Below are 21,673 nucleotides of genomic sequence, written 5' to 3' on the forward strand. Positions count from 1 at the left end.
AAGAATAATTTAATACAGGGTTTACACTTAAATTAAGAGAATTTTATCTTATTTTTTTCAAAATGAGAATTGCTGATTAATTACCTTGCCATCAGCACTGACTTGTCCTACTCCCACCTTATCAAAAAATCCTGTTTGCGGATTAATTGACCATAAATCCATTTGTGTACCCGCCGCATATCCAGCTATATTCGGTAAACTCAGAGGTGCAGGAGTCCTAAAATTCATTTCCCCTGGCTGAATTGTCACCACCAAATCAGGACGCAAGTTATCAGGTAAAGCCGCAGGAGTAAGTTCTGTGGGAACTGTAGTAATACTTAATTTGCCAGTATAAGGTTTATTTTCTTGATCGAATAAGGTGTTAGCAGCAACTTTAACCGATGAACCAAGAATCGCCGCACTGGTAACAGTTTGAGTAATTGCAGGGTTAATAGTTTGAGCGTTGCTAATATCAATGGGTGGTAAAAAGATGGGACGGTCAATAACGTTTTTGACATTTGCATAAACGTCATGACCCAACAGTAAAGGCAATTTTTCCGCAATGGATGGATAAACAATATTATCAACTTGTTGACTGGGTTGAATGATCAAAGCTGCATCAGCAGACGGCACACCAGCTAAGGTCAAAGTAAATGATCCATCAGCGGACGTAGTAGCAGATACATCACCAATTTTCACCACCACACCAGATAACGCTTTCTGATCAGTATTTTGAATTACTCCAGAAATTCTTGTAGTTGTCAATGTGTCAGCGACTACAGCTAAATTAAACTTCTTGGTGGTAACTTGCTGACCATCTCTAGCAACCAATGTAAAATCATAAGTTCCTATTTGGTCAGGTGTGGGCTTAAAGATTAGCGTTCCATCGCTATCTAGCATCCCTGTCGGTAAGCTTTGCTTACTTTCAAGGGCAAAATTGGCATTTTTACCAAAAATATCTTGTGATTCCAGTTTTAACTGCTCTCCAGGCATCACACTCAACTTTTGCACTGGTTCAGTAATCGGCGCTAACAAGTTTTGCAAGACATAATTACCCACCAATTTACCAGTATCCATCCACATTGTCTGAATTGAAATGAATCCCGCCATAAATCCGACTAATTCCCGCTTCATTTGCGGCAGCATTAAAATTAGTGAAAGTACGATCAACCCCTGGTGTTCCCAGAGAATTGACACTAAAACTGACATTATCACCCAAAATTGTTGTTAATACCTTTGCCGCAGCCCCACTAAAGGTACTATGTCCAGAAATATAGCTGGGGAATGGTGGTGTGGTAATTAGCGGTTTCCAATTGGGGTCAGCAGTGGTGTTAGGATTACCATCTGTATCAGCTTTTTGAATTGCCGTAATGGGTCGCCAAGAATTTTCAGTATATTTTGCATCCCAAGCAGCAATTCCCGCATCAGCCAAGGAAATATCTAATAAAGCAAACAAACGGGCATTATCTACTAAGGAATTACCCTTAGTTGCAGCGGCATTTTGAGCAATTTGATTCCAGTGTCCAGGAGGTGTAAATGTACCTGCACCATCAGCCCAGAATTGGGCAATTTGGGTTTGGTCAGCAGTGCGGGTGGTACTATTAATACTGCCTAAATCTTTGACCTGATTGAAGTCTGTAGTATATTGATCACTCGTTAAAGCGGGTTCACCAGCAGGACGGAACTGAGAACCACTCGTTAATCCGAATGGTGTCACCTGTCCCCATTGTGGTAACAAGGCTGAAGCATTAGCTGGAGGTGTTGGTTGCCAATCACCAGGATTAGTTCCAGGTGTATAATTTACAGTTGTATTTGCCCCATCTGTACTCCGTAAGGTGAGGATATCATTGGCAACAGTTTGACCAAAAGTTACTCCTGTATTTTCTGCTTCACCATCAGTAATTTTAGCCAGAGAAGTTGTTAAAGCAGTATCAAAGAAGGCTTTTTGCTTGGGGTAAAGATTGACGAGAACGGTATAAGCGGCTGAGGCGGCGGCGGCTTCTGCTGATACAATTGTCGGGGCTGTACCTGTGAAATGATAGTTTTTGTAAGTTCCAGTAATACTGTTTATAGCATCAAAGACGGCGGTTTGGGCGATCGCCATGTTGCGAGAAGCAACAGGTGGTGCTGTTTTATCTGTGTAAATAGCATTTAACAATGTGGCGTTCCAATCTAAAACCACATCGCTATTATCTTGATCAACTCGTTTAATAATAGTGGTAAAGGTGCTGGTATTTCCGGCTGCATCTTTAGCATTCACAGTCAAGGAATTATCACCTAATATGAGAGGTACATCAGTAAATGTAAATTTACCCGCAGCATCAGCAGTAATTGATATCCCTGTTTGTTGTAATGTTACGGTGGCGTTTGCTTCTGTTTGTCCTATTAGTTTGACTTTATCATAGGTTGTCTGAGAATCTCCAATAGGTGCAGAATCAACCAGAGAATCTAACATGAAGCCCGGTGTTTGTGGTGCTGTGGTATCCAGGGTAAAGTCTAATTTAACTTCGCTAGAAATATTACCAAACTTATCTTCTGCTTTCAAATTAAGTTGATAAACACCATCTGGTAATTGTCCACCATTAATTTGAGTTAGTGTGGCTGTATCTAAAGTAAAATTACCATTTTGCAACTTAGCTAAAACATCTACAAAGTTGCCAGAATTTAACTTAGCTTGGAATGTGGTTATTTCACTGATATCTGTGACTGTTCCTGTGATGGTAGAATCGAAAGTGATACCATCGGTGTTGATGCCTGTATCATTATTAAGACTAGCAGTAATTGATGGTGCTGTTGTGTCTGGTGTTGATTGATTGACGACTACATTTTGAGTAGTTTCTTTACTATTTCCGGCTAAGTCAACCGCTTTAATAATCAGGTTTTGTTGTCCAGATAAATCGGTTAAATTCAATTCAACATCAAATGCACCTTGATTATTTACTGGTACATTAATTTCACTACCATTACCAAAACGATAACTTAATTTATCTATTGTTGAACCTGTACCATTTACAGTACCTTGCAATCTTGCACCTGGATTCAATATTGCATTAGTTTGAGGATTGGTAATATTAATTTGTGGTAAAGCAGAATCAATGGTAAATTCTGTATTACTAGCATCACTCGGATTACCACTAATATCGGTGGCTGTGATAGTTAATTTTTTCAATCCATCGGTAATTTGAGATGTGGTAATTTCCCAAAAACCATTAACAACTGTTGTCTGTCCTAATTTATTTTGTCCATCAAATAGTTCTATGAATACACCATTTTCTCCGTTACCTGTAATAGTTGGTGTATTTTGATTTGTAACTCTATCACCATCATTTTTCAAACCTACTTCTGTGGGTATTCCTGGTTTAGTTGTATCCAAGGTGAATTTAACTAAAAATTCAGAAATATTACCAAATTTATCTTCAGCACGTAAATTTAATTGATAGTCTCCGTCTGCGATTTGTCCACCTTTAATTTGAGCTAATTTCTCTTTATTTAAAACAAAGCTGCCATTTGCTTTTAACTCAGATAAAATATCAACGAAATTACTACCATCACTGAATTTAGCTTGTAATTTGCTAATATTATCAGCATTGTTGACAGAACCGGAAATTTCTGGATTATTAGTAATAATATCTAAATTACTAACTCCTGTATCTTGAGATAATTTGGCTATTAAGGTTGTATTATTAGATTGGGAAGCAAAGGTAATAATTTCTTGAGCTAAGGGAACATTCCGCCAATCTTTACCACTAGCAAATAATCCTCCTATATCTGTTAGTGATCCAATCGCACCTTGAATTTTAAAGATAATATCGTTGTAATCTGCATCTGTACTTTGGTCATTTCTAATATCTTCCCAACCAAAAGTACCTGGCACTAATTGTCCTATTTGTGTGGCATTATTGGGATTAGCAGCCGCAATAGAAAATAAGGGACGTTGACTATTACCTGCGTTGGGATTATCAAATACTTGTTGAACAGTTCCTTGGGGAACTAACATAAATGCAATTTTACCTCCAGGGGTAAAACTGAAGGTTTTTAAACCAGAATAATTTCCATCATTTTTATTACTTTCTCCTATTTCTCCAACAAATTTCGCACCTTCGTTAATATCAATAATTACTGTATATCCTAATGTTGAATTACTTAAAGCCCGACGAGCCGCTTCTTTGATATAATCTGCTGAACCAGGTGTTAAACTATCCATATTCTCAAGGCTGAAAATAGCCATTTCGTTATGGTAACTACCGGAGTCAGCTAAGAAGTCAATTGAGATTCTTCCTGTATTATCAACTAGAAATACTCCATGAGTATCCGCGTGTTCTATGGCGATATTTTGCCCGTTAATATTTAAGATACCATGATCATCTTCCGCTTTTAATGTTATTAGTTCTCCTGGTGCTAAAGGTTGATTTTGAACGAGTTTAGCAAAAATTGCGCCTTCATCTCCGGGAGCATCTTGAATATTTATTTGCGAATCTATATAGTGTCCCATTTCTTCTAACAGGACATTGACAACTTGACTAAAATTAGACTGTTGTGAGTTAACTAAATCTTGAGAGATATAAATAGTATTATTGCCAAATGCTCCATCAGCTTTTAACTGAGATTGAGGGATAATTTGGATATTGGGAATTTCTTGACCACTGGCTAAATTGTCAACTATTTGATGTGCGAATTCAACATTGCAACCATAGCCAAAAGCTAATTCTATATTATTTGAGAACTCAGAGGAATTGGAAAATTTTTGTAGTGCTATTTGTGTAATTGGGAGAATTTCTTGATTCAGATATTGTGTTGGTGTAATAGTAGCAAGGGAATCAAATTCTGAATGAATGAATGAATGAATGGGAATTTTTATCTAACGGGTTTACGGGTAAAAAGTCGTTACTCAATATACTAGAAGTGACAAGTGGTGAATTGGAGTCGTCACGAACATTAGATATATCCATAGATGCTCAACTTTTGGTTGTATATTTGCCCAGAGTGTGTAAATCTGCTACTAAACCGCAACGGCTCTATTGGAATATACCCTGAACAGTATGGTATAAACAAGATGTTTTTTGTAAAGACTTATGTATTTTTGTATTAAAAAATTAACTAATTTGACAATTTACGCAACTGGCACATTGGTAAGGTGCGTCAGATATCAACAATCTGTTTATCTGCGGTCAATTAAGTAGGTTGGCGTTGAAAATTGTCGTTATGGCAAGGCAAAAGGCAAGAGGCAAGAGTGAAGAGGGTTTGGGCGATTTTACTTTTCTTTACACAGTTTGGTTTTATTGTGTTCACCTACTTACCCTGAAAATATTATTCTACGCAGCTTCATCTTAATGCTGATTAAAAGAATGATTTTACTGCACGCAGAGGCGCAGAGGCACAGAGAGTAAGAGTTGGAAATTACGGAACTAGCCATAAATATTGGTAAGCTAATAGTAATGTTGGCAAAATGCTGGCTATTCATTCATGTTATGGTAGGTAGCAACGGCAGAAGGTGAAATCCGATTTAAGTAACGGAAAATCCAATATTTGAAGATCGTATCTAAAATTACGGGAAATGTGGCAATAAATAAGAAAATAAAATCACGATTGGCTGGTAATCCCCAATGTCGTGATATTCCTTCTAAGAGAACTTCCCAACCGTGAGGAGAGTGGAAACCGACAAAAACATCGGTAAATAAAATGATAATAAATGCTTTAGCACTATCACTTAAACCATAAACTACGTTATCAAAAAATTCTTTGAGGACTGCGATAGAACGCTTACTAACAAGTAATAAGATGGTGAAGGTAATTACTGCGAAAATATCAGCAAATACATTTTTAATAGCATTATCACTTTCTTTACGAAATTCCTCTTTGACTTCCTCTGCTTTCTTCTTTATTTTGAGTTCTAATTCTTCGGCAGTAAGAGGAGGTGCATTACTAATTAAGGCTTCAAATTTGGTTCTTTCTTCAAATCTTTGTAATGCTAATAATCCTTCTTCTTCCATTTCTCCATTTAGGAAAACTTCTACTGTTTTATCATGGCGAAAATGTTCTACCAATGGACTAACAATTAAAGCCTTGGATAATTGATGAGTTAGAAGAGGAACGATAATTAGTAAAAGTATAAACCGAATTGAGATAATACTTCTTTGTTGAGCTTTCCGAAAATTTTGAACTACATTTTGTTCAGATTCTGGATCTAATTCTACCTGTAGGCGAGTGATTGTGCTTAAAATTGACCGTGGTAAAATACCTGTTGTATTAGTTTTTCCTTTCGGTGTATTTTTGTTGGCTTGATTTGATGTTTTAGGAATAAATTGTTGGGAATTAACTAAATCTGTGGCTGGTACAACAGGTGAAGAGTTGGAGTTGTTATAATTTGTATCTATATCATTATTAGTATATTTGGAGGTAACTTGATCAATGAATTCTAGTTTCTCTAAAATTAATGCGGGGCTAGAATATTCTATACCCAATTTTAGGGCAGCTTTTTGTTTAGATTCATTCGCAAACCACCGACTAGCTTTAAATTCTGTCAGCCGCATTTGCACAGTTTTTAATAACTTTTGCAAATCTCCTTGAAAATAATCCATGACACTGGCACTGTGTATGGTAAACTCGAAGTCTATTTTGTTACCATTAAAGTGTTGATCTTCAATTTCCTTAATTTTTATAGCTGCTTGATAAGCTGTACTTAAAGAACGTTCTGGTGTCAGTAGATACCATCTGTAAGCAGACAATAAAAAAGGGTATATTTTTTGGCTAGACACGGTACTTTTCATCGAGACGATTATTTGGGATTATCTACTAAATTCTTAAACTTAAGTTAACGCAAAAACCATGATTTCTGATTCTCTTTGGATTTTTGGTACTAGTCGTAGTGGTAAAACTACTCGCTTGGTCAGCTATTTTGATGCTTGGTTGCAAGTTAATAATCAAGTTTCTGGTTCATTTTATAATAAAAATCTTAACAATTCTCAAACCCAATCTATAGATCAAAATTTAAATTTACACCAAAAAGAACCAGGTATTTTATTGTTAGCTGCTAATGATGATAATCGCAGGGAATTAGCTGATAGAGTTACTACTTTAACACTGGGAAAATATCCTATTCGTGTCAAAACGGCTTTAGGTTTTTTCCAAGATGAGGTAATTTTGTTTTGGCCGTTGCTAATTGATTCATGGTCAATCAAAGCACAATTTCCGGTTAGATTACGTCCCGAAACGGAACAAGAGTTGGCGACGAAACTCTGGAGTTCTCAGTTAAATTCAGAAGTTTTGCGGCGTGTAGGGATGAATGAGAATCGTTTGGTCAGAAGGATTCTAGATTTATGGCAATTGGCAGCTTATAGCGGTGTATCCTGTGAAGATATTCCCCAGATATTACAAAGTGGTTTAGAGGATAATTCTATCAATTTAGAGCCGGATTTTTTGGGTTTTTTACTACTAAATTGGCGAAATTGGTGTTTAGAAACAGGTTTATTGACTTATGCACTAATTACCGAATTGTATCACCAAAAATTATTACCTGATGGTAGCTATCAACAGCATTTAAAACACCGTTATCAAGGGATCATAGCAGATGATGTGGATGATTATCCGGCGATCGCTGCTAACTTATTTGCATTTTTGTTAGATGCTGGTGCTGTGGGGGCTTTTAGCTATAATCCTCATGGGGCTGTCCGCTGGGGTTTAGGTGCAGATCCTGAGTATTTATACCAATTATCTGGGCGTTGTCAAGTAGAAACTTTAACTTCACCACCTGTAAATAGTTTGGGATATTCTTTGACTGAGCAAATGGTAGAATTGGTAACACAGCCAATGACGATGTTGAGTTTACCCAGTTGTGTCAAGCCTATTCAAACTAATTCCCGCGCCCAATTATTACGCCAAACAGCCGAGATCATTATTGATGGGGTGCAGTCAGGGGAAGTAGCGGCGGATGAAGTAGTAATTATTGCGCCGGGTTTAGATGCGATCGCTCGTTATACTCTAGTAGAAATATTAACTAAACAAAATATCGAGGTAGAATCTCTCAACGAACAACGCCCCTTAATCAGTTCTTCAGTGGTGAGAGCATTACTTACCCTCATGGCTCTAGTTTACCCCGGTTTGGGGCGGTTAGTAGATAGGGATGCAGTGGCGGAAATGTTGGTGGTTTTGAGTCAATATCAAACCCAAAATGGGCAGGAAAAAGAATTCCATCATTCTCAAATAGATCCGGTGCGGGCTGGGTTAATCGCTGATGCTTGTTTCGTTCCCCACCCCGACACACCCAATTTATTACCAGTGAAAACCTTTGAACGCTGGGATAGAATTGGCTATATTGCCACTCAGGCGTATGAAGATATATTACAATGGATTGGCAAACAGAGAGAGGAATATCACCAGGGACTTCTCCTCACCCCCATTTTTCTCCTCTACAAAGCCATTCAAGAGTTTGTGTGTAAGGATAAAACCCCTTCATATCAAGAATTAGCAGCATTAAGAGAATTAATAGAAACCGCTCAACATTATTGGGAAGTAGATGCCCGCTTAAAACAAAATGATACTCTATTACTTTCACTGCATACACCAGAAACCCTTAGTATTACCATTAGTGATAGCGATAGCGTGGCGATAGCCATATTTATTCAACTGCTGCGACGAGGAACAATTACTGCAAATCCCTATCCTATCCGTCCTATCGGTAGCAGTAGAAAAGCCGTAACTTTAGCAACCATCTTTCAGTATCGTGCAAGTCGTAAACATCACCGTTGGCATTTTTGGTTAGATATTGGTTCACCACTGTGGGCAAAAGGTGGTGCAGCTACTTTATTTGGTGCTACTTTATTTTTACGAGATAGGTTAGGACAACCTTGGACAGCCGCAGATGAACAACTAGCCGAAGCACAAAGATTACAAAAAATTGTCACCGATTTACTGGCGCGGGTGTCTGATAAATTGTATTTATGTCATAGTGATTTAGCTATAAATGGACAAGAACAAATAGGTCCATTATTACCTTTAGTTCATTCTTGTGAAGTAGTTTAGCAGGAGTCAGGAGTCAGGAGTCAGGAGTCAGGAGGAAGGAAGAAAGAAGAAAGAAGAAAGAAGAATCGTTTTCACCAATGACCAATGACCAATGACCAATAACCAATGACCAATGACCAATGACCAAACTACTTATAAATAAAACCTCCAGATTAAGTTCTAGAGGCTGTTTATTCAAAATTCCTTTACAGGCTTTTTTAACAATCTGTACTTCCATTAGAAGAACTAAGATCAGTAGGAATTATCTTAGTTCCTGATTGATTTAGACTAAATGAACCGGAAGGGTCTGCTTTGAATACTGCTGGACTAATTCCGGGTTTTGATGCCGAAGAATTATACAAAATAAACTCTCCGGGATAAGTACCGCTCTCTCCTGGTTGTAAAGTTTGTTGTTTGAGGGGTGACTTCTCCCCAAAATTATAGAAAATCCTTGGTGCTTCTGTATTATTTTTAAGTGTAAATCCTCCAACAATATTAGAGGCTTGTTCCGAACTTAATTCCGATAAACAACTTTCATCAAAACCAATTAAAGAAGCATCTATTCCCTTCTGAGAAGTCGTAAAATTTTCTTGCAACATTATCTTAATATCTCCAAAATAACATAGTTGGAATTAACCTGCTATAACCAGCTTATGCTTTAGTCAAAGTAATTTAATTAATCCTAAGTTAGATATTTTAAATTAACCCTAAGTTAGATGACTGACATCAATATGATGAGATTTTTGTCAGAAAATGCCGCAATAACAACGTAAGTAAGTGAACACAATAAAATCAAACTGTGTAAAGAAACGTAAAATCGCTGAAAACTTCTTTACTCTTGCCTTGCTATAACGATAATTTTCAACGCCAACCTACTTAGTTCCCTCCCCTTTATAAGGGGAGGGTTAGGGAGGGGTAAAACATTTGATACAGCAATCATGACTTTTCAGGTATTGGGATTTGTGAAGAAACTTGTTGAGGGATTGCAGTTTGTAACTATTTTGTACAACTCTCCAGCATATTCCTTTAAACTAAATTTCCATAGGAATATAAAAACATTGGAAATGGAGACAAAAATCAATGCCTACAGTGAATTTATGTTGCCATGAATTTGTGGTGGCTATTTCCTCAATCGCTTGTATTGTCGGTCTATGGTTATTAAAGGATGATAATCAAGCCATAGATGATTTTCAAGAAACAGAACAAAGTCTCTTAAGAATGAGCTTTGCGTACTGGTTAGTTTATTGCGTTGCTTTTGGGATAGAAAAAGTATTTTTATTTGACTGGGACGCTGTAATGATGACTTTAAGAATTACTACAGCTTTGTCATATTTCTTAACATTTTCTTGTATTTTGAGTTTACCGTTACATAAGTTTGCAGTTCATAACTCCCGGTTCGCCCATTTTTTAGGGAGTTAGGAAAAATGTGCAGATAAAAGTATAATCAGAGACAGGTTATACAAAATAAGCTAAGTAAGTATATGTTCGACGTTATGGCAACTGAATCCATAATTACAAACGAACGAGTAGATGACATACCCGTACTACTCACACAGATAGAACGGATGGGTGTACAAAAGCTAATAGATAAAAACTTCCCCACCCATGGAAATTGGCGAGGACAAAGCTTGGGGAATGTAGCAGTGATCTGGTTAACACATATCTTATCGCAAGCAGACCACCGTTTAAATCAAGTTCAAGCCTGGGCTGGTAAACGGTTAGAAACATTGAAAAAATTGATTGGTGAAAGCTTAAACGAACTTGACCTAACCGATGACCGATTAGAAGCAGTATTGCGTTACCTTAACTGTGACGAGAACTGGTATGCGTTTGAGGAAGAACTGGGAAGTAATTTGTTGCAAGTGTATGATATCAAACCAGAACGGGTAAGACTGGATAGTACAACAGCTTCAAGTTATTGCGGGGTGAATACTGAAGGGCTATTTCAATGGGGTCATAGCAAAGACCATCGTCCAGATTTGGCACAAGTCAAAATCATGCTATCAACATTAGACCCATTAGGAATGCCAATAGCAACAGAAATATTATCGGGAGAAAAAGCAGATGACCCTTTATATATCCCCGCAATTGAGAGAGTCCGTTCGACGCTAAAACAGCCAGGATTACTGTATATTGGGGACTGTAAAATGGCATCAATGGGGACAAGAATCCATATTGTATCAGGGGGAGATTTTTATCTATGTCCTTTAAATGCCAAGCAAACACCGACAGAAAAATTAAGAGAATATCTGCAACCAGTTTGGGATGAAAAACAAGAATTGACAACTATCAATTATGATTATGCAGATGGAAAAACGAGAGAGATTGCTGAAGGATTTGAACTAAAATTGCTCCAAAAAGAAAAGATTAACGAGCAAGAAATATCTTGGGAAGAGCGACAATTAGTAGTCCGTTCTTATGCCATTGCCCAGACAGAGGAAAAATATCTACGTGAACGCATACAGAAAACCGTTCATGCTCTTGAACAACTAAAAATCCCCAAACGCGGCAAGAAAAAGCTGACATCATTTCCAGAGTGGGAGTTATCTGTAGCTGAGATTCTCAAGCGTTATCGGACTGGGGGATTATTTGAAATTGATATTCAAACTCAGCGAGTTGAAAAAGTTAAAAGACAATATGGCGAACGTCAATCTCAAATAATAGAAGAAGTTTCCTTTAATTTAGATTTTAAAATTAATGAAGACGCGGTAAAACAACAAGTTCAACTGTTAGGCTGGCGAGTTTATGTCACTAATGAAACTGAAGCTAACCTGAGTTTGAAACAAGCAGTTCGTGCTTATAGAGATGAGTATTTGACAGAACGAGGATTTGCTCGACTTAAAGGCTTTCCTCTTTCTTTAACTCCAATTTATTTACAACGTGAAGACCATATTACTGGTTTGATCCGACTACTTTCAATTGGTTTGCGAGTTTTGACTCTTTTAGAGTTTCAGGTTCGTCGCCATCTTGACAAAAATCAAGAAAAATTGGCTGGACTTTATGCTGGTAATCCTCAGCGTAAAACGGCACGTCCTACTGCTGAAATGCTTCTTGTTGCATTTAAAGAAATCACATTGATATTAATTGAGGTTAACAATGAAGTCTACACTCATTTAACTACTCTTTCCCCTTTACAGCAGCGTATTCTTGTTTTACTTGGGTTTCCCCCTACTATTTATACTCAGCTTAGTGGTCAATCTTTTACTCCTGAGTAGAATTCTTCTAACTCTCGCAAAAATGGGCGAACCGGGAGTCATAAAATTGAAGAATAATCAAAAGTCAAGGTTAGAACTGAACTTAGCTCCAACCTTGCTATTTGTAAATTCATAATTTAGGCAATTCTCATAGCAATAGCGATCGCACCTTCGAGTTCATCCTGTAGTAAAGTTGTGAGGATAAACACCTCCTGCACCGTCTTACCTTGACGAGCAATGATTTTATAGCCACCACGAATAGGTACAGACACCCGCAACTGCATTTTTGGTGCATGACCCTTAGCTCTACCAATCACCGCGGGTGTCACAGTTCCAATCCCATGCTGTTGACACAAACGTTCTAAAATGGGAATTAGACCAGGAATATGGGTAGAGTGATTCCAAACAAGTCTACCATCAGTAGGTTTTGACATAATTAGGCTGCTTCCAGGGGAGCCATTGTCAACCCAGCCCGACGAAGTTGTTGGTGGTATAATTCTGCTGGTTCTTGGGGACCGGTCCAGACAATCGCTTGTCCTTCATAGTGTACCTGATTAGTGAGATCCCAAGCGCGATCGCCCGACATCCCCGGAATATACTTCATCAAACACTCAGCCACGTGCTGGAAAGTATTGAAATCATCATTCAACACAATCACCTTATAATTAGGATAGGTTTTCCGAGTCACTTGATTAACCCGGTCAGGTGTCACAGTTGGTGCTGAAGCCATACTGTACACATCTGCAATTCTTGTCACCATAGAAAAATCAGCCAAAAACGACATTGTAAAAACTGACATTACAAATAACCAGTTTAATCCATTGCTGGCTGAGTGAGAAAGTAGGGGCGCAGGGCCTGCGCCCAATTTACTACCGCCAATCATCCCAACTTTCATTAAAAATAGAAGTATCAGGAAAAGCCGTAGGATTCCCATTCGCCTCCAACAACTTTCTTAAAATTTGTAATTGTGGTTCTTGTTGAGGTAAATCATCAACCAATTGATATGGTGCGATTCCTTCTTTTAGTGCAAAACTCGCCACAGTTCCCGCAGCCGCACCAGAAGACCATTCAAAAGAATGAACCCGATAAGCCGCCGCCGCAATATGACTAGTAGCAATACTTTTTCCCCCTACCAATAAATTATCAATTTTTTGGGGAATCATTGCCCGTAAGGCAATTTGAAAAGGATAAGCAAGTCCTGCACCCCGCCTTTCTCCAGCACGTTCCTGATTACCAGGTGCTTCCACCGGACTTTTTGCCATACAAGGATGAAAATCTATGGCATAATGACCAATACCCACAGCATCAGGGTAAATTGTCGAACGACTCCGGCGAATAACTTTTTCTGGAGGAATTTCCCCACTAATTACAGATGTCGCCTCCAAACCAGCCACAGTTGCTTTTAGATTGCCATACATATTTGCTGGCAAAGTTTTCCGATAATATTCATCATTATAATTACGCCGAGAAATATCAACTTCCCAAATACCAAAACCTTCCGGTTGTCCCCAACTTGGACGACCAATAATCCGTCTTCCTTCCCGCATATAAGGGTATTTAGATAAACCATGAACCGTCCCCATAGGCGAATCTAAACCTGTTAAGAAACGGATATTTGTTTGCGGTTTTTTCACACCATTACCCAACTGAGAATCTGTAGTTCCCCCATACAACCAATAAAAATAAGAAAATGCTTTTTCTTCAGCCTTTTCTGGAGATGTCTAATCTTTTAATTACACCTAAGTAGGTGAACAGAAAAATTTAAAGGTATGTGAAGAAAAGTAAAATCACTCAAAACTCTGTTCCCAGTTAAGAGTTCCCTGTTCCCTTGCCCCAACGACAATTTTTAACGCCCACCTACTTATCGGCAGCATATTTATTAGCACTCATTTTTCCAACACTTAGACTTGTTCATGATCAGTTGAATAAGTCGTATAAGTGCCTTTAGTAACATTTCATGAATATTCCAAACTCTACCATAACTTTGAAAAATAAACTTGTATGAGCAGTAAACAAACTACAAATTTTGTTCAAGGAGACTTATTTTCTGGGTTTGATGCTATTGGTCATACAGCGACTAATAACACAAGGAAACAAATACTATCTTTACCAGATGGGGAAGTTACTTTTTACCCTAATTTCTTCACAAAGCAAGAGAGCGATGACTTTTTTCAAGTTCTGCATAGTGATATTAAATGGCGACAAGATAGAATGAATATCTATGGTAAGGTAGTAGATGTACCAAGAAAGACAGCTTGGTATGGAAATAAAGGTAATTCATATAAATTTTCAGGTATTCATTTCGATCCTGAACCTTGGACACCAACTTTGCTACTAATAAAAGAGCAAATTGAGAGAATTGTAGAATCTCAATTCAATAGCGTTTTGCTCAATCTTTATCGTGATGGAAATGATGGAATGTCTTGGCATACAGATGCGGAAAAAGAGCTAGGTAAAAATCCTGTGATTGCTTCTGTTAATTTTGGTGGTACGAGAAGGTTTATGTTTAGGCATAAGAACAACAAAGATTTGAAAGCAGAAGTTGAGTTAACACATGGTAGTTTTTTGTTAATGGCTGGTGAAACGCAGCATTTTTGGCAGCATCAAATTCCTAAGATATCGAAGAAAGTTGAACCTAGAATAAACTTGACTTTCAGAGTAATTGTTCCTGTCTAATGATGTAGTTTATCAATAGTTTTAGAGTGCGTTATACTCTAGCTAATGCACTATCTTTACAATGAAATTAAAATGGTTGATGGCTAAATGGTATTTATCCATAATTCCATCCTCCACCCAAATCTGTTAATATCAAAAAACCCCATAGAAATCCAGTCACCCTACAACAATCATCTATCATAGATGGCATATAAGCACACCGCTGTCAATACTAACCACCGGATAGGGAAAATAGTGATGAAGAACAAAAACCCCTTATACTCAAATCTAGCTTTAAAAAGCGCCATTTTCTTGTCACCCTTGCTGCTATCAACGGCTTTTATCAGTGGGTATCTTGTACCATCTGCTACGGCTCAGGTACTATCAAATCAGGAACGGGAAGAATTAGCACGACTGCGACAAGAAACCCGCACTCAAAAACAAGTCCAATCTGATTTTGAACGAGCTTTTACTCGCACGAATACCTTACTCAATATCTGGTTGACTATTTTAAGTTTATTTCCTGTGGCTTTAATTGCCATATTATGGTTTTTTCGTCGAGCCGTAATTCGGGAAATTGGAGAAAGAGCAATGCAGCAGATTCAAGGAATTGAAAATTTGCAAACTCAATTAACTACAGTTCAAGCAGAAGCAAAACAACTGATTCAAAAATCTAAAAACACTACTCAAGAATTAGCACAGGAAGTTAATGCTCTTAAACAAAAAATTCAAGGTGAAGAAGAAAATTTATCTATTCTTTTATCTGATTTACCCAAGTCAAAACAAGAGTTTTTAACAGCTTTGGAAATTGAAGTTAAATCTGCTCAAGAGAATATCAGTAATTTAGAGTTTAGATTAAATACTCAACTAGAACAATTAACTTTATCTGCTCAACAGCAAAAAATTACAATTGACAATATCAAAAAGTTAGAATTTGAGTTATTTTCTCAATTTACCCAACTCAAATCAGAAGTGGAAAATCAAAAAGATATTGCTATTAGTGATATTGAAAAATCTCGCGCTGGTTTAATATCTCAATTTCAAGGGTTAGAGTCAGAAACTCAACAAGAGAAATTTCATATTGTTGAGAACTTAGCAAAACTACAATCAGAATTTAATAATGAATTATCTCAATTTGAATTAGATGTTAAAACTCAAAAAGATATAGTTCTAGGTAATATCGAAACCCTTAATAATATATTTAAATCAGACATTACTGAATTAAAAACTGATATCCAAGTTCAAAAATATCAATTGCTTGAAGATTTAGCTGTATTACAAAGCGAATTTTCTCACCAACTAAGAGAATTACAAAATACAGCTATTCAAAGACAACAGCAACTAATTGAGAATCTAGAAAAATCTGGAGGAGAATTTACATCTCAGTTTTCAGATTTACAAAATGATGTGCAAAAACAGCAAATTACTGTTCTGGAAAATCTGCAAAACTTAGAAATTGAATTTTCTCACCAACTAAGAGAATTACAAAATACAGCTATTCAAAGACAACAGCAACTAATTGAGAATCTAGAAAAATCTGGAGGAGAATTTACATCTCAGTTTTCAGATTTACAAAATGATGTACAAAAACAGCAAGTTACTGTTCTAGAAAATCTGCAAAACTTAGAAATTGAATTTTCTCACCAACTAAGAGAATTACAAAATACGGCTATTCAACGACAACAGCAAATAATTGAGAATCTGGAAAAATCTGGAGGAGAATTTACATCTCAGTTTTCAGATTTACAAAATGATGTGCAAAAACAGCAAGTTACTGTTCTAGAAAATCTGCAAAACTTAGAAATTGATGCTCAACAACGTAAAGAGATAATTCTCAAAGAATTAGCAGAAATTACACCTACAATATTACCAGCAATAGAACAAAAATCAGAATCATTACAACCAGAAATTTCTATTGATGATTATATCAAACAAGCAGAAGTGCTATTTTTAGAAAAACGCCATGAAGATGCTTTAGCTATTTATGAACAACTCATTAAAATTCAACCAGAAAATCCAGAAAATTGGTTAAAACGGGGGATAATTCTCAATAGATTAAAACGCTACAAAGATGCTATAGCCTCCTATAATCAAGCTATCAAAATTAATCCTGAATATCATCAAGCTTGGTGTGATATTGGTGTGGCTTGTGGAAATTTAGGAAAACATCAAGAGGCATTTAACTGTTTTGATAAAGCTACTAAAATCAAACCTGATGATGGGGTTGCTTGGGTAAATCGTGGTTTATCTTTGCTAGAATTAGAACGTTGTGAAGATGCAGTTGCTTCTTTTGATAAAGCTTTAGAATTTCAACCCAACTCTCCCAAAATTTGGGATAAACGGGGTTACACATTGGTAATGTTGGGAGAAGATGATCAAGCAATTATCAGTTTTGATAAAGCACTAGAAATCAAACCTGATTATTCTAGTGCTTATTACAACAAAGCTGCCTGTTATGCACTACAAAGAAAAATTGAATTAGCTTTAGAAAATCTGCAAAAAGCTATTGAATTTAATCCCAGTTATCGAGAAGATGCTGTAAATGATATTGACTTTGATGAGATTAAAAATGATCCAGGTTTCCAAACATTAATTAAGAGTTGATGTGAGGAAACCCTCCAAAACTTGCCCTCAAGGGTTTTTAGCCTATTTTCTTATCATTAATAACATTGCCAGGTTGAATATCACTTTTTCGTCAATTTGTCAATAGGAAATTTTTGCGATCGCTCAAATTAGATCATTTCTGAGCAAATTCATGGCTACAATTGTTGAAGGAATAGCTGTTGAATATCACTTTTTCGTCAATTTGTCAATAGGAAATTTTTGCGATCGCTCAAATTAGATTATTTCTGAGCAAATTCATGGCTACAATTGTTGAAGGAATAGCTATTAATTTTGTAAAGTTTTGTATTAGCCTGGAAAAATGATTTCTGAACCTACTGTCAATCAAGGGTTTGAGACTAACATCTTCTGAAAAATCTAAAATTGACAATAGTAACCCAATTATGAAATTCTCTGAAATTATAGCAAATCGCTGAAAGTATAGCAACCTCGTTGATAAATAGAAAAGATTCTCAATTAATTATTAAGGAAATATAAAGGCAAATTGCTAAAAGTTATAAATATCAAAAGTATTATTGATTTTCTATAATTTAAGCTAATCATACAGCCATTATGAATAATATATCTGATAAATAGCATCTAGGATAAAACTAAGAGTAAGTAGGTGAACACAATAAAACCAAACTGTGTAAAGAAACGTAAAATCGCCCAAACCCTCTTCACTCTTGCCTCTTGCCTTTTGCCTTGCCATAACGACAATTTTCAACGCCAACCTACTTATATTATTAGATTATTCATAGAGTTTGACTTTTAAGGCTTTATCTGGATAATCACTAAATACACCATCTACACCCAATTTAAAAAATGATTGATATTCCTGTTCAGGATTTCCTTGACAGTCTAAGGGTAAGAAAAAATCCTCATTTCTAAAAGTCCAAGCGTGAACTTGTAAATTAGCTGCATGAGCATCTATAATTAAAGGTGTTGGTGATAGTAATTGACCATGATTATCTCTGGGAATTAATAAGTTTTTATTTACACCTATTGCTTGGGCATATTTGGCAATTTCTTTTAACCCTTTTTGATTTAATAAATCTGCATAATTTCGGGGATTATGATTAATCGCAAAATCGTAAGGTTGACCAGTATCATTAATGAGTTGGACTAATGGTAAATCTGTTTTTCGAGACAATTCTTTGAGGTTACTAACTTCAAAGGATTGAATAAATATGGGTAAATTAACTGTTTGTAAGCTTAATAATAAAGTGTCTTCTAATGGTAAACCAATTGATTGAAAATAACTGGGATGTTTCGTTTCAGGATAAATGCCGATATTACGGCCAATTGCTTGACTTTTATGCTGGGCTAAATCAATGATTTCTGTAAAAGTGGGAATAGGAAATATTCCTTCATAAACTAGATTTTGAGGGCGTAATTGGGGAATACGTTCTTTAGCTGTTAAGGTTTTGATTTCTGCTATGGTCAAGTCTTCTGTAAACCAACCTGTTTTAATTTCATTATCAATAATTTTCGTAGTTTTTAAATGAGCAAATTCGGAATGATTAGCAATATCTGTAGTTTCAGAGATTTCATTTTCATGACGGGCAATTAAAACACCATCTTTAGTAATAACTAAATCGGGTTCAATATAATCAGCACCTAAATCAATTGCTAATTCATAACTAGCTAAAGTATGTTCAAGACGGTAGCCACTTGCACCGCGATGAGCGATAATAATGGGGGGTTTGTTTGTGAAAGTTTGAGTCATGATGACTGTTGACTGTTGAATGTTGACTGTTCGCTGTTCGCTGTTCGCTGTTCCCTGACCACACAAGTAAATTCACAGAATCAAACCGGATTCCTATAATTAAATTCCCACCGTTATTATTTTTTTGTTATGAAACTGATGATGTCAAATCAGCCGGAAGTAAAACGTATAGAAGAGTTACGCCGCTTATTGCAACAAGCTAGTTATGCCTATTATGTTTTAGATGCGCCAGTTATGGAAGATACGGTTTATGATCGGCTGTATCGAGAGTTGCAAGAATTAGAAACGCAAAATCCCGAATTAATTACTCCTGATAGTCCAACTCAGCGTGTTGGCGATCGCCCTGCCACCCATTTTACTTCAGTTCGTCACAATATTCCCCTATATAGCCTGGAAAATGCTTTCAATATTGAAGAATTGCAAAGTTGGGATCAACGGTGGCGGCGATACTCACCTACTCAGTATAATACCGGAGAAGTAGAATATGTATCTGAGTTAAAAATTGATGGTGCAGCTTTGGCTTTGACTTACGAAAATGGCTTCTTAGTCAGGGGGACAACGCGAGGAGATGGGGTAATGGGTGAGGATATTACCCAAAATGTCAGGACTATTCGCTCAATTCCCCTCCGTTTGAATTTTGACGGGTTAGAAAATATTGCTAAGGTGGAAGTCCGAGGAGAAGCATTCTTACCTTTACAGGTATTTAAGGAAATTAATGAGAAGAGACAAAAGGCTGGAGAACAGTTATTTGCTAATCCGCGTAATGCTGTGGCGGGTACGCTCAGACAATTAGATTCACGGATTGTAGCACAGCGACAGTTAGATTTCTTTGCTTATACTCTGCATATTACAGGCTTGGATGATTCTAGTATTGCCAATACTCAATGGGAGGCTTTGGAATTGTTGCAAAAAATGGGTTTTCGAGTGGATACCAATCATAAACTCTGCCATTCTATCGCTGAAGTTGCTGAATATTACCAATATTGGGATACAGAACGGCTGAATTCTCCCTACATGACAGATGGTGTTGTCGTTAAATTAAATACGTTTAGACTCCAAGAACAATTGGGGTTTACACAGAAGTTTCCCCGCTGGGCTATAGCCTTAAAATATCCGGCGGAAGAAGCCCCAACCCGTGTAGTAAAAATAACTGTCAATGTGGGCAGAACTGGGGCATTAACTCCTTTAGCGGAAATGTTGCCAGTACAATTAGCGGGAACAACTGTTTCCCGTGCTACCTTACATAATAGCGATCGCATTGAGCAATTAGATATCCGTATTGGCGACACCGTGATTGTTCGCAAAGCCGGAGAAATCATTCCCGAAGTCGTCCGGGTCATCAAAGAACTACGTCCCGCTGATACTCAACCTTTCATTATGCCTTCCCATTGTCCCGTCTGTGGTCAACAGGTGGTGAGAGAAACGGGCGAAGCTGTTACTAGATGTGTAAATGCTTCCTGTGCGGCGATTCTTAAAGGTGAGGTTGAACATTGGGTCAGTCGTGACGCTTTAGATATTAAAGGTGTGGGAGAAAAGTTGGTGTATCAACTCGTAGACAAGGGTTTAATACATTCCATTGCTGATTTATATGAATTGACAACAGATAAATTATCTGCGTTAGAACGCATGGGACAAAAATCGGCAGAAAAATTGGTGAAGGCGATCGCACAATCAAAAACCCAACCCTGGTCTAGAGTATTATATGGTTTAGGCATCCGTCACGTTGGCAGCGTCAACGCCCAATTACTCACCGAGAAGTTTACCACCGTCGCCGAGTTAACAGCCGCCAGACAATCAGATATTGCAGGCGTTTATGGTATCGGTGCAGAAATCGCCCAATCAGTCTATCAATGGTTTCGCACCCCAGCCAATCAAACCTTAATTTCCCGTATCCAGACCATTGGCTTACAATTAGCCAACAGCATAGAAACCAAAGCAGTAGAGAAAATTAATCAAAATTTTGCTGGGAAAACCTTTGTCGTCACCGGCACATTACCAACCTTAAAACGGGATGAAGCCAAAGCCTTAATTCAAAAAGCAGGTGGTAAAATCACTGATTCGGTTAGCAAAAAAACAGACTTTTTAGTTGTGGGTGCAGATGCCGGTTCTAAACTAGAAAAAGCCCAGAATTTAGGAATTAGCCAATTGACAGAGGCACAGTTATTAACAATGCTGGCAGAATAGTTACAAATGAACATAAATTGTTAAATTCTGTTACAATTTTGGTGGTTAATTTTAACTAAAACTTGTGGGAGCGAGAAATCGTCAGTAACCCAACCCTAAAAGGACTGGGCTTGCAAGAGTAATCAAGCAAGCCGTACTGACCAGACCACCCTGAGTTTACCCTCATGGTAGCCGTTATTTGAGTCACGACACCCACCGAATGCGTAGCTAGTTCCCTGCTCTGTCGCTTGTGATTAAACAGTTCTAAGGTCACTGGAACAGTGTTGCAAGCATAACAAGCTCTTATAACTGGTCGAAGCTGACATTACCCCAGAAATGGGAGTTGGTTTCCAGA

Annotated in this window: 14 protein-coding genes and 1 pseudogene; 6 read left to right on the forward strand and 9 right to left on the reverse strand. The window is 37.2% G+C overall.

Annotation, left to right across the window (positions count from 1 at the left end; translation table 11 throughout):
• Window positions 1–57 precede the first annotated feature (57 nt).
• The 3 genes from HEQ36_RS21395 to HEQ36_RS21405 all read right to left on the reverse strand — a co-directional run bounded on the left by HEQ36_RS21395 (window position 58) and on the right by HEQ36_RS21405 (window position 6,755).
• A complete protein-coding gene (locus tag HEQ36_RS21395; RefSeq protein ID WP_168636752.1) occupies window positions 58–1,089 on the reverse strand; it encodes a hypothetical protein in 1,032 nt (343 codons plus the stop codon).
• Window positions 1,043–4,471: an Ig-like domain-containing protein gene (locus tag HEQ36_RS21400; RefSeq protein ID WP_168636751.1), complete on the reverse strand. Its 3,429-nt coding sequence runs from the start codon at window positions 4,469–4,471 to the stop codon at window positions 1,043–1,045. Before HEQ36_RS21400 ends, HEQ36_RS21395 begins: the two co-directional genes overlap by 47 nt.
• Before the next feature lie 961 nt (window positions 4,472–5,432).
• The gene (locus HEQ36_RS21405; RefSeq protein WP_168636807.1) at window positions 5,433–6,755 is read right to left on the reverse strand and encodes a proton extrusion protein PcxA; all 1,323 of its coding nucleotides are present in this window, start codon (window positions 6,753–6,755) and stop codon (window positions 5,433–5,435) included.
• A gap of 49 nt (window positions 6,756–6,804) precedes the next feature.
• Here HEQ36_RS21405 and HEQ36_RS21410 point away from each other — a divergent pair, with 49 nt between their 5' ends.
• Entirely contained in the window at window positions 6,805–8,997 is a 2,193-nt protein-coding gene (locus HEQ36_RS21410; RefSeq protein WP_168636749.1) for a recombinase family protein, read from the forward strand.
• 13 nt (window positions 8,998–9,010) lie between these two features.
• Here HEQ36_RS21410 and HEQ36_RS21415 read toward each other — a convergent pair whose 3' ends face one another.
• Entirely contained in the window at window positions 9,011–9,214 is a 204-nt protein-coding gene (locus HEQ36_RS21415) for a hypothetical protein (RefSeq protein ID WP_168636522.1), read from the reverse strand.
• On the reverse strand, window positions 9,195–9,575 hold the full coding sequence (locus tag HEQ36_RS21420; protein WP_027401010.1) for a hypothetical protein: 381 nt from the start codon (window positions 9,573–9,575) through the stop codon (window positions 9,195–9,197). The genes HEQ36_RS21415 and HEQ36_RS21420 overlap by 20 nt, the downstream gene beginning before the upstream one ends.
• A gap of 481 nt (window positions 9,576–10,056) precedes the next feature.
• Between HEQ36_RS21420 and HEQ36_RS21425 the strand changes: the two genes are divergently transcribed.
• Window positions 10,057–10,395: a hypothetical protein gene (locus HEQ36_RS21425; RefSeq protein ID WP_168636748.1), complete on the forward strand. Its 339-nt coding sequence runs from the start codon at window positions 10,057–10,059 to the stop codon at window positions 10,393–10,395.
• A gap of 74 nt (window positions 10,396–10,469) precedes the next feature.
• The gene (locus HEQ36_RS21430; protein ID WP_053538855.1) at window positions 10,470–12,191 is read left to right on the forward strand and encodes an IS1634 family transposase; all 1,722 of its coding nucleotides are present in this window, start codon (window positions 10,470–10,472) and stop codon (window positions 12,189–12,191) included.
• A 116-nt stretch (window positions 12,192–12,307) separates the two neighbouring features.
• Here the strand turns inward: HEQ36_RS21430 and HEQ36_RS21435 are convergent, their stop codons facing one another.
• From HEQ36_RS21435 to HEQ36_RS21445, 3 genes and pseudogenes are all read right to left on the reverse strand, one after another.
• Window positions 12,308–12,604, reverse strand: a complete 297-nt coding sequence (locus HEQ36_RS21435; protein ID WP_027401012.1) for a DUF2103 domain-containing protein — start codon at window positions 12,602–12,604, stop codon at window positions 12,308–12,310.
• Between the two features lie 2 nt (window positions 12,605–12,606).
• Window positions 12,607–12,930 (reverse strand): ATP-dependent Clp protease adapter ClpS, encoded by a 324-nt coding sequence (gene clpS, locus HEQ36_RS21440; RefSeq protein ID WP_027401013.1) that lies wholly within the window; start codon window positions 12,928–12,930, stop codon window positions 12,607–12,609.
• Between the two features lie 109 nt (window positions 12,931–13,039).
• Window positions 13,040–13,879 (reverse strand): annotated as a pseudogene (locus tag HEQ36_RS21445) (FAD-dependent oxidoreductase); the annotation flags it as partial.
• Between the two features lie 292 nt (window positions 13,880–14,171).
• On the opposite strand from HEQ36_RS21445, the gene HEQ36_RS21450 reads away from it, so the two are divergent.
• Complete coding sequence (locus HEQ36_RS21450) at window positions 14,172–14,846, forward strand: alpha-ketoglutarate-dependent dioxygenase AlkB (protein ID WP_168634953.1); 675 nt, start codon at window positions 14,172–14,174, stop codon at window positions 14,844–14,846.
• A gap of 183 nt (window positions 14,847–15,029) precedes the next feature.
• Window positions 15,030–17,429, forward strand: coding sequence for a tetratricopeptide repeat protein (locus tag HEQ36_RS21455; protein WP_233455370.1), 2,400 nt, complete (start codon window positions 15,030–15,032; stop codon window positions 17,427–17,429).
• 748 nt (window positions 17,430–18,177) lie between these two features.
• Here HEQ36_RS21455 and HEQ36_RS21460 read toward each other — a convergent pair.
• A complete protein-coding gene (locus HEQ36_RS21460; protein ID WP_168634951.1) occupies window positions 18,178–19,155 on the reverse strand; it encodes a glycerophosphodiester phosphodiesterase in 978 nt (325 codons plus the stop codon).
• Window positions 19,156–19,293: 138 nt separating this feature from the next.
• On the opposite strand from HEQ36_RS21460, the gene ligA reads away from it, so the two are divergent.
• Window positions 19,294–21,339, forward strand: coding sequence for an NAD-dependent DNA ligase LigA (ligA, locus tag HEQ36_RS21465; protein ID WP_053539532.1), 2,046 nt, complete (start codon window positions 19,294–19,296; stop codon window positions 21,337–21,339).
• Window positions 21,340–21,673: the final 334 nt, after the last annotated feature.

The organism is Anabaena sp. 54 (assembly GCF_017355725.1).
GTDB classification, from domain to species: Bacteria; Cyanobacteriota; Cyanobacteriia; order Cyanobacteriales; family Nostocaceae; genus Dolichospermum; species Dolichospermum heterosporum.